Annotated in this window: 14 protein-coding genes; 4 read left to right on the top strand and 10 right to left on the bottom strand. The window is 53.0% G+C overall.

What is annotated here, in order from left to right; all coding sequences use genetic code 11:
- Positions 1-93 precede the first annotated feature (93 nt).
- Genes PUR_RS12320 through PUR_RS12310 form a run of 3 tightly spaced genes read left to right on the top strand, consistent with a single transcriptional unit; the run spans position 94 to position 2,280 of the window.
- On the top strand, positions 94-471 hold the full coding sequence (locus PUR_RS12320) for a hypothetical protein (protein ID WP_179035488.1): 378 nt from the start codon (positions 94-96) through the stop codon (positions 469-471).
- Positions 472-531: 60 nt separating this feature from the next.
- Positions 532-1,026 (top strand): cation:proton antiporter regulatory subunit, encoded by a 495-nt coding sequence (locus PUR_RS12315; RefSeq protein WP_179035487.1) that lies wholly within the window; start codon positions 532-534, stop codon positions 1,024-1,026.
- Positions 1,027-1,029: 3 nt separating this feature from the next.
- Complete coding sequence (locus PUR_RS12310; RefSeq protein ID WP_179035486.1) at positions 1,030-2,280, top strand: cation:proton antiporter; 1,251 nt, start codon at positions 1,030-1,032, stop codon at positions 2,278-2,280.
- 129 nt (positions 2,281-2,409) lie between these two features.
- On the opposite strand, the gene PUR_RS12305 is transcribed toward PUR_RS12310, so the two are convergent.
- The 4 genes from PUR_RS12305 to PUR_RS12290 all read right to left on the bottom strand — a co-directional run bounded on the left by PUR_RS12305 (position 2,410) and on the right by PUR_RS12290 (position 7,498).
- Positions 2,410-2,697, bottom strand: a complete 288-nt coding sequence (locus tag PUR_RS12305; protein WP_179035485.1) for a stage VI sporulation protein F — start codon at positions 2,695-2,697, stop codon at positions 2,410-2,412.
- A 65-nt stretch (positions 2,698-2,762) separates the two neighbouring features.
- Positions 2,763-4,814, bottom strand: a complete 2,052-nt coding sequence (gene recG / locus PUR_RS12300; protein ID WP_179035484.1) for an ATP-dependent DNA helicase RecG — start codon at positions 4,812-4,814, stop codon at positions 2,763-2,765.
- Positions 4,815-4,827: 13 nt separating this feature from the next.
- Entirely contained in the window at positions 4,828-5,688 is an 861-nt protein-coding gene (locus PUR_RS12295; protein WP_179035483.1) for a DegV family protein, read from the bottom strand.
- A gap of 31 nt (positions 5,689-5,719) precedes the next feature.
- Positions 5,720-7,498 carry a DAK2 domain-containing protein gene (locus PUR_RS12290; protein WP_179035482.1) on the bottom strand — a complete coding sequence of 593 codons (1,779 nt, stop codon included), beginning with the start codon at positions 7,496-7,498 and terminating at the stop codon, positions 5,720-5,722.
- Between the two features lie 192 nt (positions 7,499-7,690).
- On the opposite strand from PUR_RS12290, the gene rpmB reads away from it, so the two are divergent.
- Positions 7,691-7,879 (top strand): 50S ribosomal protein L28, encoded by a 189-nt coding sequence (gene rpmB / locus PUR_RS12285; RefSeq protein ID WP_025334690.1) that lies wholly within the window; start codon positions 7,691-7,693, stop codon positions 7,877-7,879.
- Between the two features lie 196 nt (positions 7,880-8,075).
- Here rpmB and spoVM read toward each other — a convergent pair whose 3' ends face one another.
- The 6 genes from spoVM to rlmN all read right to left on the bottom strand — a co-directional run bounded on the left by spoVM (position 8,076) and on the right by rlmN (position 13,998).
- Complete coding sequence (spoVM, locus tag PUR_RS12280; protein ID WP_006675261.1) at positions 8,076-8,156, bottom strand: stage V sporulation protein SpoVM; 81 nt, start codon at positions 8,154-8,156, stop codon at positions 8,076-8,078.
- A gap of 123 nt (positions 8,157-8,279) precedes the next feature.
- Positions 8,280-8,939, bottom strand: a complete 660-nt coding sequence (rpe, locus tag PUR_RS12275; RefSeq protein WP_179035481.1) for a ribulose-phosphate 3-epimerase — start codon at positions 8,937-8,939, stop codon at positions 8,280-8,282.
- A 3-nt stretch (positions 8,940-8,942) separates the two neighbouring features.
- Entirely contained in the window at positions 8,943-9,848 is a 906-nt protein-coding gene (gene rsgA, locus PUR_RS12270) for a ribosome small subunit-dependent GTPase A (RefSeq protein WP_179035480.1), read from the bottom strand.
- A gap of 116 nt (positions 9,849-9,964) precedes the next feature.
- A complete protein-coding gene (gene pknB / locus PUR_RS12265; RefSeq protein WP_179035479.1) occupies positions 9,965-12,178 on the bottom strand; it encodes a Stk1 family PASTA domain-containing Ser/Thr kinase in 2,214 nt (737 codons plus the stop codon).
- Positions 12,175-12,951: a Stp1/IreP family PP2C-type Ser/Thr phosphatase gene (locus PUR_RS12260; RefSeq protein WP_179035478.1), complete on the bottom strand. Its 777-nt coding sequence runs from the start codon at positions 12,949-12,951 to the stop codon at positions 12,175-12,177. The genes pknB and PUR_RS12260 overlap by 4 nt, the downstream gene beginning before the upstream one ends.
- Before the next feature lie 6 nt (positions 12,952-12,957).
- A complete protein-coding gene (rlmN, locus tag PUR_RS12255) occupies positions 12,958-13,998 on the bottom strand; it encodes a dual-specificity RNA methyltransferase RlmN (RefSeq protein ID WP_179035477.1) in 1,041 nt (346 codons plus the stop codon).
- Between the last annotated feature and the right edge of the window lie 215 nt (positions 13,999-14,213).

Raw genomic sequence — 14,213 nt, 5'->3', positions numbered from 1 at the left:
TCTCCCCCGTTCTATTGGCTCTAGCTTGCCATTTGGCTCAAGAGTAAGGCTATGTTATGATTTTAACACTAGATCGGCCAAGGAGGTGCCCTTTTGACTCAATATATAGATCGAAATGCGCGGAATGGGCTAATTCGGCTCGCTTTGGCAATTCTCCTTGCGCTGGCCCTTCCGGCATTCGCTGTCGTCGATTGGAACAGCCCATCGGCTCAGGACAACGCGGCAAAAGGTATCGAAAAGCAGGCTCACCATTTTGCGGTGACTTCGGCCCGCCAGCATCCGCACCCTCATTTTCCAGGCGCCTTATCCCGTCTTCCTATTGAACAGAGCTATCCTGCCGAGTTGAAGCCTTACGCATTGCCTTTGCTATTCGGGTTATTTTATCCGCTTATCTATAATCTGTTGAAGCGCCTGCTTCTGTATCCGCTTAAATACACCTCGAATTATGTGGCTTACTCTCCGTGCGGCTGAAGTCATAGGTGGACGATACTGCAAATATACGACTTTTACTCATTGGAGGCTGGTTTGATTATGAATTTTAGAGAATGCGATTTGCCCGGAATCGGGAAAAAATTTGTTCTAAATACCCGCAGCGGCGATAAGCTCGCTATCATTGTACATGATGACGGGCGGCGGGAGCTGTATCATTTTGAATATGATGATCCGGATCAAAGCATTTCCATGGTTACACTCGACGATGACGAAGCCAGATATATTTCGGCTATCATCGGCGGCGTTACTTACAAGCCCCGGTCGCTGGAATCCATCGAGGTGGCTCTGGACGACCTGATTATTGAATGGTACCGTCTGGAGCCGGGGTTCGGCTGTATCGGCCATACGATTGGCGAACTCGATATCCGCGCCCGTTCCGGTGTTACCGTAATAGCGGTTATCGAAAAAAATCACACCAAGCATATCAGCCCCGGACCCGAGCTGGAACTGACGCCGGACTGCATCGTCGTTGTCGCAGGGGAGAGAGAGCAGCATAAACAATTCAGGCATATTTTGCGGAATGGATGTGGTTGATCGATGAACCATATCGTATTTGAAATCGGATTGGCCATAGCGCTTGTGGCGCTGTCCGGATTATTAGCCGCGAAATTCCGATTCTCCGTCATCCCGTTTTATATTTTGGTCGGAATGGCGGTCGGACCGCATGCTTTTCATATTTGGCATCTGGACTTCCGGTTTATCGAAAGCGCCGCTCTGATTGAATTTATGGGCCGGATCGGCGTTCTGTTCCTGTTGTTCTATCTGGGGCTGGAGTTCTCCGTAGGCAGGCTGGTTAAAGCGGGAAAATCGATTGCTATAGGCGGGACCATCTACATTCTGATCAACTTCTCCCTCGGTCTGCTGCTCGGCTGGGGACTTGGATTCCCGTTCGAGGAAGTGCTGGTGATCGCCGGAATTACAACGATTTCCTCAAGTGCTATCGTGGCTAAGGTTCTGGTCGATCTGAAGCGCACCGCCAATCCGGAGACCGAAATGATTCTCGGCATCATCATGTTCGAGGACGTATTTCTGGCCGTCTACATTTCGATTCTTTCAGGTCTGGTGCTCAGCGGTTCCTCCTCTCTTGGCGGAGTGCTGCTGTCGGCGCTCATTGCCCTCGTTTACATGGTGGGACTGCTTGTCGTCGGCCGCAAACTGGTCCCCCTGCTTAACAAGGCGCTTAATATCCGCTCCGGCGAATTGTTCGCTCTGGTCATTTTCGCCATTCTATTCCTCGTGGCGGGCTTTTCCGAGACCATTCATGTCGCGGAAGCGATCGGAGCGCTGCTCGTCGGTCTCGTTCTCGCGGAGACGGAGCATGTCAAACGGATCGAAAAGCTGATTATTCCGTTCCGCGATTTTTTCGGAGCCATCTTCTTCTTTAGCTTCGGTCTCACAATCGATCCGCTCTCCCTTGGCGGAGAAGCCTTATGGTATTCACTGGCGGCAGTGGCCGTCACGCTGCTCGGCAATTTCGCCGCCGGCTTGCTTGCCGGACGCAGCTCGGGCCTCAGCCCGCGTGCTTCGTCCAACATCGGCCTGACCATCGTATCGCGCGGCGAATTCTCCATCATCATGGCCAATCTCGGCAAAGCGGGCGGACTGCTCGCCATTTTGCAGCCGTTCGCAGCCATGTATGTACTGATTCTGGCGATTCTCGGCCCACTGCTGACCAAAGAATCCAAAGTGATCTACAAGGCTTTGGATAAGCTGTTCAAGTGGGAAAGCAAACATATCAAGCGGAAGGCGCAGGCGCAGAAGCGCACTCCCGCCTCCGAGGAAAGATAACCGGGAGAGCGACGCTTGCGTTTTCTTCCTTATAACATAAAAAAGCGTTCCCGGTCCTTAAAGCCGGAACGCTTTTTTACTTCCTCCGCTGTACATCGGCCGCTTGCTTACACGGCCCGTCGTCCTTGACTAACGGAACATTCCCCATAAACGAATCAAATGGAACGTATTGTTCGGATCGATTTTCTGGGCGATAACAAATCTCACTATGCTGTCCTCCTGGACGGAGGTGAGTCTTTCCCCCAGAATACCCGAAGCATTGTGCACCAGTCTGCGCACCACGCCGGGGTCCTGCAGATGCTGCTTGCTTAAACCATTTATCAGATTTTTAATCCGATCCTTGACCGCCGGGTTTTTCATCTTCAACTTGATCCGCTCCACCAGCTGCGGGCTGATTCCATATTGTTGATAACTCAAGCTTGCCGCACCTCCCGTCATATCCAATCTTTCTCAGTATATGACGGGACGGGTCTTCAATTGACTCAATCGATCAGATCGCCCTGAAAAATGTGTTCCTTCTGGAGAAAGCTTCGCAGCGGAGCATACTCGGCGGATGTCCAGAAGGTGCCGTCCCTCAGCAATTCGGCGGCATCGCCGCGAGCCTGCTCAAGGACGGCAAAATCGGCCGTCATATCCGCGAGGCGGAATTCCGGCAGACCGCTCTGCTTCGTGCCGAAGAAATCCCCCGGCCCCCGAAGCTCGAGATCGCGCCGGGAGACTTCGAATCCGTCGTCCGTTTCGGTCATCGCGGTCATCCGCTCGCGTCCGACTTCCGATTTCGGATCAGCCACCAGTACGCAGAAGGAAGCGTGCTCTCCCCGTCCGACCCGTCCGCGAAGCTGATGGAGCTGGGACAGTCCGAACCGGTCGGCGTCCATAATAATCATCAGCGTGGCATTCGGCACATCGACGCCGACCTCTACGACAGTCGTGGAGACGAGCACCTGAACTTCATTATCATAAAAAGCGCGCATGACTTCATCCTTCTCGCCGGGAGTCATACGGCCATGCAGCAGACCTACGTGGTAATCGGGAAAAGCCTGCGACAGCTGAATATGCAGATCAATGGCGTTCTGCACATCCAGCTTGTCCGATTCCTCGATCAACGGACAGATCAAGTACGCCTGACGGCCCTGACCTACCTCGCGGCGGATCAGATTCAGCACCCTGTCCATTTTGTCCGGCTTCACCCAGTAGGTCGAAATCGGGATGCGGCCCTTCGGACGTTCGGATAAAGTGGAGACATCCATGTCCCCGAAGACTGTAATCGCCAGCGTCCGCGGAATCGGTGTCGCGGTCATCGTAAGCACATCCGGGTTATAACCTTTGCGCCGTAAAACGCTGCGCTGGTTCACACCGAACCGGTGCTGCTCATCCGTTACAACAAGGCCAAGTTCCCTGAAGAACACATCTTCCTGAATCAAGGCATGGGTTCCGACGACAATTTCTATGAGGCCCATTTGCAGCGAAGCGAGAAGATCCTTTCGCTTGCGGCCGTTCACACTGCCAGTCAGCAGAGCTACCGTGATACCGAAAGGCTCAAACATCGCCTGAAGCGACCGGCTGTGCTGTTCGGCCAAAATTTCCGTCGGCACCATCAGCGCTCCCTGAAAGCCCGAGCGGACCGTCGCGAACAGCGCGATTGCCGCGAGCGCCGTTTTGCCGGAACCCACATCGCCCTGAAGCAGACGGTTCATACAATATGAGGATCGCATATCCTGCAAAATTTCAAGCTCCGCTGTCTTTTGGGCATTGGTCAGCTCGAATGGAAGGCTGCGCACGAACTGGCGGACGGTCGCATTATCGACCGTATGAACCATGCCGTCCATTCTTCCCCGGTTCAGCGTGCGGAAAGCTTGAACCTTGAGCTGAAACAGAAACAGCTCTTCGTATACCATCCGCCTGCGTCCCTGCTGCCCTTCCCGTGAATCCTCGGGCTGATGGATCGTGGCAATCGCCCGCTTGCGGGGCATGTACTCGTATTTACGCATAATCGGCTGAGGCAAAATCTCGGGAATCAAATCCCCGAATTGCAGCAGCGCCTGGGAAATCGTCTTGCGAAGCCAGCTCTGCGTAATTTTGCCGCCGACGGAATACACCGGCTGAAGTGTCCCGGTCTTCCCTTCCCCACGGTCCGGAAATTCATAATCGGTCACCGTAATTTGCGACCGTTTCTGATCCCATTTCCCGCTGATAACAACCTGACGGCCTGCGGTCAGTTGTTCGCGCACATAGTGCCGGTTAAACCAAGTCGCCGTAAACATCCACGGATCGGCCATCATTTTGCAGCTGAGACGGGACTTTCCTCCAAACCGCTGAAGCACCGGTATACCAATCACCTTGGCCTCAACCGTCACTTTGTCCCCATGCTTCACCTCGCTGAGCGATTTCGGACGGTAATCCTCATAACGGAAAGGATAATACTCCAGCAAATCCTTTACCGTAAAAATGCCAAGGGCGTGAAGCTCAGCCTGCTTTTGAGCGCTCACGCCACCAATTTGCTTAACTTCGATTGTATCCAAAGACAGAGTCATAGTCATCCCTCACCTACGCGGGCCAAATAAATACGGCAAGCGTGCCGTTGCCGACATGACTGCCTACAACTGGCCCTACGTTTGTCAGCACTTGCTCATCCAAGGTGAAGTGCTGAGAAAGCTCCCGTATAAATTCTTCACCGGCCTCAGGCTGAGCCGTATGCCCGACGGCCACGTTGATTTTGTCGATCCCTTGCAGATCGGCTTTGAACAGCTCGATCATCCGGGCCACCGCTTTTTTTCGTCCTCTGACTTTCTCTACCGCATAAATGATGCCTTCCTGGTCGATGGACAGAATCGGCTTGATATTGAGCAATGTGCCGAGCACAGCCGACGCTTTGCCGATCCGTCCTCCCTTTTGCAGATATTCAAGCGTATCCACCAGAAAATACAGCTTACGTGAGCGGCGCAGTTGTTCGACCGATTCCAAAATCTCTTCCGGGCCTTTCCCTTCCGCGGATAACCTGACCGCATGGACCACCAGCAAGCCGAATCCGTAAGAAGCCGACAGGGAATCGAATACAGTTATCCGCTCGCCTTCTTCCTCCAGCATCGACTTGGCGAGCAGAGCGGACTGATAGGTTCCGCTTAGTCCGGAAGAGATATGGAAAGACAATATCGGACTCTGCGGATAACGCTCCATAATATTTCGGTATACGTTCATATATTCAACCGGCGACGGCTGGGACGTGGTTGGCAGCTGCGACGATCGGGGAAGGCGCTCATAGAACTGTTCCGGCGTCATATCGATTCCGTCGCGGTAAGATTCCTCTCCGAACATGAGGGTAAGCGGCACGACTTCGATGCCATAAGCCTCCGCCAGGGACGGTGGAATATCGGATGTGCTGTCGGTAACGATAACGGTATGATTCATGGTAAACCTCCCCTTAATTAATGTAAAAGGCTTAAGCTTCTACCGAGAACAAATAGTAGTAGATCGGCTGGCCGCCTTCGTGGACTTCAACCTCCGAGTCGGGATAATTCGCTTCAAGCCAGCTTTCCAAGGCTTCCGTAGTCTCCGGATCGACATCTTGACCTGTCAGGATGGTCACAATTTCGTCTCCACTCTCCAGCATGTTGGACAGCAGCGCCTGGCTGGCACCCAGAAGGTTCTCGGCGGCCGCGACGATTTTGGAATTGGAAATACCGATATACTGGCCCGATTTGATATCCATTTCCTCGTATTTCGTATCCCTCACCGCATGCGTAACCTGCCCGGATTTAACCCGAGTCAGAGCCTCCAGCATACCGGAAGTGTTACTCTCCACAGATTCTTCCTCCTTGAAGGCAAAAGCCGCCGCAATGCCCTGCGGAATACTCTTGGTTGGAATAACCGTAATCTCACGCTCGCCTTCGAGCAGTTCCTTCGCTTGCTGAGCGGCAAGGACAATATTCGAGTTATTAGGCAGGAGGTAGACATGCTTGGCCGAGATAGACGATATCGCGTTAACGAAATCTTCCGTACTCGGATTCATCGTCTGTCCGCCCGCCAGCACAACATCGATGCCAAGACTCTTGAATATCTCGGTGATTCCGTCGCCGGAGGAAACCGCGATGAACCCGTATGGCGCCAAATCATCCGCCGGAGGAACCGCAGGCGACTCGACACTGCTCTTCTCCTCCGGAATTTCGGCAAATACATCGGGACTTGGTGCGATATCCATCCCCGCGGTCAGCAGCTCGCGGTGCTGCTCACGCATATTCAAAATATGAATCTGGGTAATTTCTCCGTAAAGCAGCGCAAGATTCAAAACTTCGCCCGGTGCCTTGGAGTGAACGTGCACCTTGATCGTCTCGTCATCGGAAATTACAATGATGGAATCTCCATTCACCGATAACGCTTTCCGAAATTGATCCTCATCGAAATCAGCCGCCGGGGTGCCGCCCAGCTGACGGTTGATAAAGAATTCCATATCGTAAAAGAACTCGATATCCTCTGTCGAAAGCTGCGACTGGGCCGAAGAATGGATGGGCATCGGCTTCGTTTCCGGCTTCGCGAGCGCAATTGCGGGAGCGGCAGAAGTGGCTGTGCTGGTGGCTTGTCCCTTTACGGCTTCCGCCGATTGACCGTTCACTAGATACTCAAAAAAACCTTCATATATATAGACCAACCCCTGACCGCCCGAGTCCACGACGCCCACTTGTTTGAGTACCGGCAGAAGCTCCGGCGTTCCCGCAAGTGCTTCTTTGGCCTTGACCAGCACTTCAGTCATCAGTTCATTAATATCGGTAGTCCGTCTTGCTAAATAAACAGCATGTCTGGCAGCTTCCTTGGCTACGGTCAAAATGGTTCCTTCCACCGGCTTGACCACCGCTTTGTATGCGGTATCCACTCCGGTTTGAAGCGCAGCCGCGAACTGCTGCGAATTCAGCTCTTCGTATTGCGCGGCATAGCGGCTAAATCCACGGAACAACTGGGATAAAATAACGCCGGAATTCCCCCGCGCACCCATCAACAGGCCTTTGGACAGCACACCTGAGCATTGCCCGATGGAAGCGGAATTATTTTTCCGCAGTTCACCTGCGCCTGCCGTCATCGTTAGATTCATATTGGTCCCCGTATCTCCGTCCGGAACCGGAAAAACATTCAGGGAATTGACGTGCTCCGCATGCTGCTGCAGCTTCTCCGCGCCGGCTAGTACCATCGCGGTAAAATCAATTCCATTAATAGAACGCTTACTCAATGAGAATTCCCCTTCCTAGCCTTCATGCCTCATCATACCTGACACCAAATAGACATAATGCACTAATCTATATTGTACTATAAGCGAACTAAGAAATAAATGTTTTTGAATCGGTTGACGAAGCATTTTTTACTGTGATATTATATTTAAGTATTGTTTTATTGCAGGTGATCGCAACAAGGAGGTGTAATGATGTCCCGTAAATGTGCTGTAACTGGTAAAAAGCCGAGCAGCGGCAACCACGTATCCCATGCCAACAACCGTAACCGCCGCTCCTGGGGAGTTAACGTTCAGAAGGTTCGCATTCTGGTGAACGGTAAACCGAAGCGTGTATACGTTAGCACCCGCGCCCTGAAATCCGGTAAAGTCGAGCGCGTATAGTTTTCAAATTAAACCGCTCACAATAATTGATACTTAGAAGAAATGGCAGCGCCGTCCTATACGGATGGCAACCGTTTCTCGAAAATATAAGACAAATTATAAGCTCACAGCTTATAATGCTTATATTTCAAGCAAAAAGCACCCTTTACATATGTAAGGTGCTTTTTTTCATGTTCCTCTATTCCGTTGACGGCCCTCAGCTCTTCTGAAATGTATTCAAAATCGCCTTCACAAATCCTCCCAAAAACTTCGGCAGCTTAAATGTATAAAATTTCATGTTTCACCCTCCGATCGGTCCTGCAGCCCAGTTAAGACACAAAAAAGGCTACATGAGATTTCTGCTCATGTAACCATATTTATGCGAAGGGAACTTGGCCTATACCTTGGCCTTTAGCCCAACTTAACGGCCTGCGGCCGCTGCCCGGATCGCCGAGATGGCCGCTGCCCGGTCGCTCCGGCCGAAGACGGCATTGCCGGCGACCAGGACATCCGCCCCGGCTTCACTGACGATAGGCGCCGTCGCTTCGGTGATACCTCCGTCCACTTCGATGCGTAGATCATGGCCGATCTCGCTGGCCCACTCCCGGATTTCCCTGATTTTATGCACGGTCCCGGGGATGAATGCCTGTCCGCCGAAGCCGGGGTTCACGGTCATGACCAACACCAAATCGAGATCCGCTAATATTTCTCTCAAAGCGGAAGCGGGCGTCGCCGGATTGATGGCTACACCGGCAAGCAGCCCCAGTTCCTTGATCTGATGAACGACCCGGTGCAGGTGCACACACGCTTCAGCATGAACGGTAATAACGGCGGCTCCGGCCGCCGCAAAATCGGCAATGTAGCGCTCCGGGCTCTCGATCATGAGATGAACATCCAGCGGAAGGGAGGTATGGGCCGATACCGCCTTTACGATCGGAGGACCGAGTGTAATATTGGGCACGAAGCGCCCGTCCATCACGTCTACATGAATCCAGTCCGCGCCGGATCTTTCAGCTTCGGCAACCTCGGCGCCGAGTGCGGCGAAATCCGCCGAGAGCAGGGATGGTGCAATTTTGATCATAGGTCAATACCTCCGCTTCTTGTCTTTCATTTCATTAAAAAACAGCTTGTAGTGCTCGTAGCGGCTGTCCGCGATCTCTCCGGCTTCCCAGGCCTCGATTACGCGGCAGCCCGGTTCATGCAGATGGCTGCATCCACGGAATTTACATTCCGCCGCATAGGGGATAAACTCGCGGAAACAGGAAGACAGTTCCTCCACGCCAAGCTCCAGAAAATCCAGCTGGCTGAAGCCCGGCGTATCCGCCACATAGCCCCCCTCCCCGATATCCATCAGCTCGACATGCCGCGTTGTATGGCGTCCGCGTCCGAGCCGCATGCTGATCTCGCTTGTTTCCAGGGAAAGACCGGGAACGATCCGGTTAAGCAGCGACGATTTGCCGACGCCGGACTGGCCGGCGAACACGCTGATTATGCCTGCCAGCCGCTTCCGCACCTCTTCGCTGCCCGAACCCGTCCGCGAGCTTGTTACTATCACTTCGTAACCGGTATGCTCGTACAATTGTTTCACATGAGCGATACCTTCTCCGTCTCCTTCAGCCAGATCCCGTTTGGTCAGCACGATGATCGTATCCAATCCGGCATGCTCGATATGTACAAGGAACTTGTCGAGCAGTTGTAAATTCAAATCCGGTTCACGTACGGAGAACAGAAGAACGGCAAGCGACACATTGGCGACAGGCGGCCGGATCAGCTCGGAATCCCGGGGATTGATTTCATCAACCATCCCCTCTCCGTTCTCGGTCAAGGAATAAATGACATTGTCTCCGACAAGCGGAGACAAACCTTTTTTCTTAAAGATACCGCGGGCTCTGCACTGAATGATTTCATCCTCAGGGGAGATTTTCCCTTCCCGGAGCGGTTTTACATAATAATAACCGCTTAAAGCCTTGACGATTATTCCTTCAGGCATACTTTAAAGCCTTCCTCTCTTGGATTTGGCTGACATCCTGGCGAATCTTTAGCTCTGTTTACTGCAAGAGCGGCTGATAACCGGCCGCTCTTGTTCATGGATTTATCCTGCGCTATTTAGTTGTTTTTATCTTTGGATTTGCCTTTGTTACCTTTGTTAGAAGGACTCGAATTAGTATTTCCCGCTATAATCTGAGAAGCGCTGGCATTGCTTCCCGTTTGGTCGACTGCGGTGCCATCCCCGGTATCCGGCGGGTTGCTCTCCGTTCCGGGTGCAACGGCCGGATCGGCTGACGGCTCCACGCTCGCAGGCGTCTCGGTAGGAGATGGTGACGGCTCTACGGGCGAAGCCTCGGGAATCTGTACCGTACCGTTCTTCGCATCCATGTACGAAACGGGATACGTATCGAAGAACTCCCCGTCCCGGTACAAGATGACAGCCCCATCCTTGTTCGGTGCTAGAACAAGATTCACCGACAGCACTTGGGTTCTGCTGATCGTGCGGGTTCCCCAATCCTGGTTCTCGCCATTGTTGCGCGCATCGGCGTACTCGATCCGGATCTTTGTCTTCTTGCCTTCCTGTACCGGTGAAACCGGCAGGTTGAACGTGTATTTCAGCGCCTCCGGCGGATAGCCGTCGCTGATGTATATGGTGATTTTCTCGCCCGGCGGCGCCGAGGCGCCTTTTTCATAAGGCCACTGTTTGGTTACTTTGCCCTTTTCAACGGAAAAGCTGGATTCCGTCTTCACATCGCCGAGAACAAGGCCCGCCTCTTCCAGCTTGGCTTTCGCCTCCGCCTCGGTAAGACCTGCCAGGTCCGGGGTCGTGACGCTTTCTTGCCCCTTGCTGACGATGATGGAGACGGTCGCCGTATCCGGATCGTATTCGCTGCTGGAGATCGGGTTCTGCCGGAGAACCTGGCCTTCCGGGACCTCCGTACTGAATTCGCTGTCCTGGGTAATTCTGCTCTGATCCATTCCCTGAGCCAACAGGGCGCTCACCGCTTCGTCATAAGTCATTCCGGATAAATCCGGCATAGCCGAGAGCGGTTCGGCGATGCTTACCTTAAGCGCGATGGTCGTTCCTTCTTTTACCGTCGTATCCGGCTCCTTGCTCTGCTCGAAGACGATGTCTTCGGCAAAGTTAGGGTTGTACTGAGTCGTAACCGGCTCTTCCAGAACGAGTCCGACTTCGGCCAGCTTGGCTTTGGCATCGTCCAGTGAAAGATTGACCAGCTTCGGGACCGTAACTTCCGGTACGACCAGTTTGGCGTTTACATACCATACCACCCCAAGCATCGCGAGCAGCAGCAAAAGCGTCAGACCGATCCAAAGTACGGGTTTCCCCCAGCCCTTTCTCTTCTTGGAAGAAGGAGCATCTTCATCACGGATCATTCGGTCTTCGGCATGCCCTCGCGTACCGATGCCCTTGGGAATCGGCTTGATGGCGGGCATGACCCTGGTCCTGTCCTCATCATCATCGACGAAGGAAACCTTCGGCTCGCTTCGGCGCTCCGGCAGCAGGCAGGTTTCCAGATCCTGAAGCATCTCCTTCGCCGACTGGTAACGTTCTTCGGGGTTTTTGCGCATCGATTTAAGGATGATGTTCTCCACGCTCTGGGGAATCATCGGATTCAGCTTGCGGGGCTCCTCGAATTCCTCCTGAAGATGCTTCAGTGCTACGCTGATCGGACTCTCGCCCAGAAAGGGCAGACTGCCGGTCAGCATCTGATAGATCACAATGCCCAGCGAGTACAGGTCCGATTTTTCGCCGGTGGTTACGCCCTTAGCATGCTCCGGGGAAAAATAATGCACCGAACCGACAACCGATCCGGTCTGGGTAATGGTTGTCGACGTCACAGCGCGGGCGATGCCGAAATCCGTCACCTTGACCCGGCCGTTTCGGCCGATAAGGATGTTATGCGGTTTGATATCCCGGTGAATAATCTGGTTCTGATGGGCATGATCCAGCGCGTCGCAGATTTGGGTAGCGATTCTCACCGCTTCTTCCACCTGCAGCGGAGCCCTTTCCTTGATGATTTCGTTCAGATTCTTGCCTTCAACGTATTCCATGACTATATAATGAATTTCATCTTCCTGCCCCACGTCATAGATGCTGACCACATTGGGATGAGAGAGCGAAGCGGCGGACTGCGCCTCCCGCCGGAACCGGCGAATAAATTCCTCATCATGTACAAATTGGTTGCGCAACACTTTAATAGCGACATTTCGGTTGAGCAGAATATCGTGTGCCCTGTATACAAGGGCCATTCCGCCTCCACCGATTCGCTCGATGACTTGGTAACGGCCTCCCAACTCGTGACCGATCATCTATCCCACTCCTTTGATTCGGGCACAGCGGCCTCCTCTTGATGTTCTAACATAGCGACGCTTATGTTGTCGCCGCCGCCGGCAAGCAGTGCCAGCTGAAGCAATCGGTCCGCTCTTTCCTTAAGCGATATTTCCTGCAGGCCGGCAACCTTCCCCAGATGCTCGGCGCTGACAAAATTGCTTAAACCGTCGCTGCACAGCAGCAGCACTTCACCCGGTTCAAGCGTTATTGGAAATAGATCCGTCTTGATTTCCTCATCCGTGCCAAGAGCACGTATAAGGACGTTGCGGCGCGGATGGGTATCCAGCTCTTCAAGACTGATCTGGCCGTTTTTGAACAGCTCGTTTACCAGCGTATGATCCTCGGTCAATTGCTTCGCGTTACCGTCCCGGATTATGTAAGCTCTGCTGTCGCCGATGTGGCCGATGTACCCTGAACGTCCGGCAAGCAGCACGGAAACGACGGTCGTCCCCATATTATGGTAACGTTCGTCGCTTGCCGCCTGCTTGAAGACGGTGTCATTGGCCTCTATTATCGCGTTCGACAGGGCGGTGCTTATCGCTTCTCCCGTAAGACCTGGCGCGAGGCCGTCCAGGTTGTCGCGGATGGACTCCAGCGCTAGACGGCTTGCGGTGTCTCCCGCCAAATGTCCGCCCATTCCGTCGGCGATAATGCCAAGCGTATACCCATGGCCCGTCACACCGGTCCAAACCGAATCTTCATTGACGGAGCGCACCCGTCCAATATCGCTGGCATGAACTGTTCTGATCAAAAGATCTCACCTCAACTCCATATGTTTGGCGCGCAGCTGTCCGCATGCGGCCGCGATATCATGGCCCTGTTCGCGGCGTATCGTCACATTGACGCCTTGATCGGCCAGAATCCGCTGAAATTGAAAAATATCGTTGCGGGAAGTGCGGACATATTTGCGTTCCGGCACGTGGTTGACCGGAATCAGATTGACATGGCACAGCATGTGCTTCAGCACTCCGGCAAGCTCCTCCGCATGCTCCGGCTGGTCGTTGACGCCGCCGATCAACGCATATTCAAAGCTGATGCGCCGTCCCGTCTTGGCCTGGTAATAGCGGAGCGATTCCATCACTTCATTGAAAGGATAACGGCGATTGACAGGCATCAGCTTTGAGCGAAGACTGTCGTTCGGGGCATGGATGGAGATTGCCAGATTGATCTGGGTATCCTCCTCGGCGAATTTGTAAATGCTGGGGACAATTCCGCTCGTTGATACCGTTATATGCCGCTGACCGATATTCAATCCCTTTTCATGGATCATCAGGCGTAAAAATCTCATCGTGGCGTCATAGTTCTCAAACGGTTCGCCCGTTCCCATAATGACAATACTGCTGACGCGTTCGCCCCGGGTATCCAAAATCTGCTGGGAACGCACGACCTGGGCTACAATTTCTCCTGCCGTCAAATCCCTCTTCAGCCCGCCCAGCGTGGAAGCGCAAAAGGTACAGCCGATTCTGCAGCCCACTTGAGTCGTTACACACACGCTGTTCCCGTAGTTATGCTTCATGATTACCGTCTCAATCGCATGGTCGTCATGCAGGCCGAACAGAAATTTCACCGTTCCGTCCTTCGACTCCAGCCTGGTGATTTCAGAAAGCGCGTCAATTGAGAACTGCTCATTCAGCTTAGTCCGCAGCGCCTTCGACAGATTGCTCATCGAATCGAAGTCACTTACACGCTTCACATACAACCAATCAAAAATCTGTCCTCCGCGAAAAGCCGGTTCTCCATTGTCTTTGGCCCACTGCGCCAACTCTTCAAGAGTAAAATCATATATTAAAGGTTTCATTATCGTTATCGCACCTGTACTTTCTTCTGGATAGTCATACTGCTTTCTCATCCTGCCTATTTTAACATAAATCTCACAAAGGGTAAAAGAAAACGCATGGACAGCGCTTATCAAGAAGAAATTAGGCCTGCTGTCTTAGTTATCTCACCTATAGTCCGCCCAATCAACCGGGCAGGTCATCTTTACACGTAGGGCAAGAGTTCTTCCCGGATTTA

The organism is Paenibacillus sp. URB8-2, from assembly GCF_013393385.1.
Taxonomy (GTDB): domain Bacteria; phylum Bacillota; class Bacilli; order Paenibacillales; family Paenibacillaceae; genus Paenibacillus_AQ.
The sequence above is the reverse complement of the archived record's forward strand: the minus strand, read 5'-3'. Positions and strand labels throughout refer to the sequence as shown.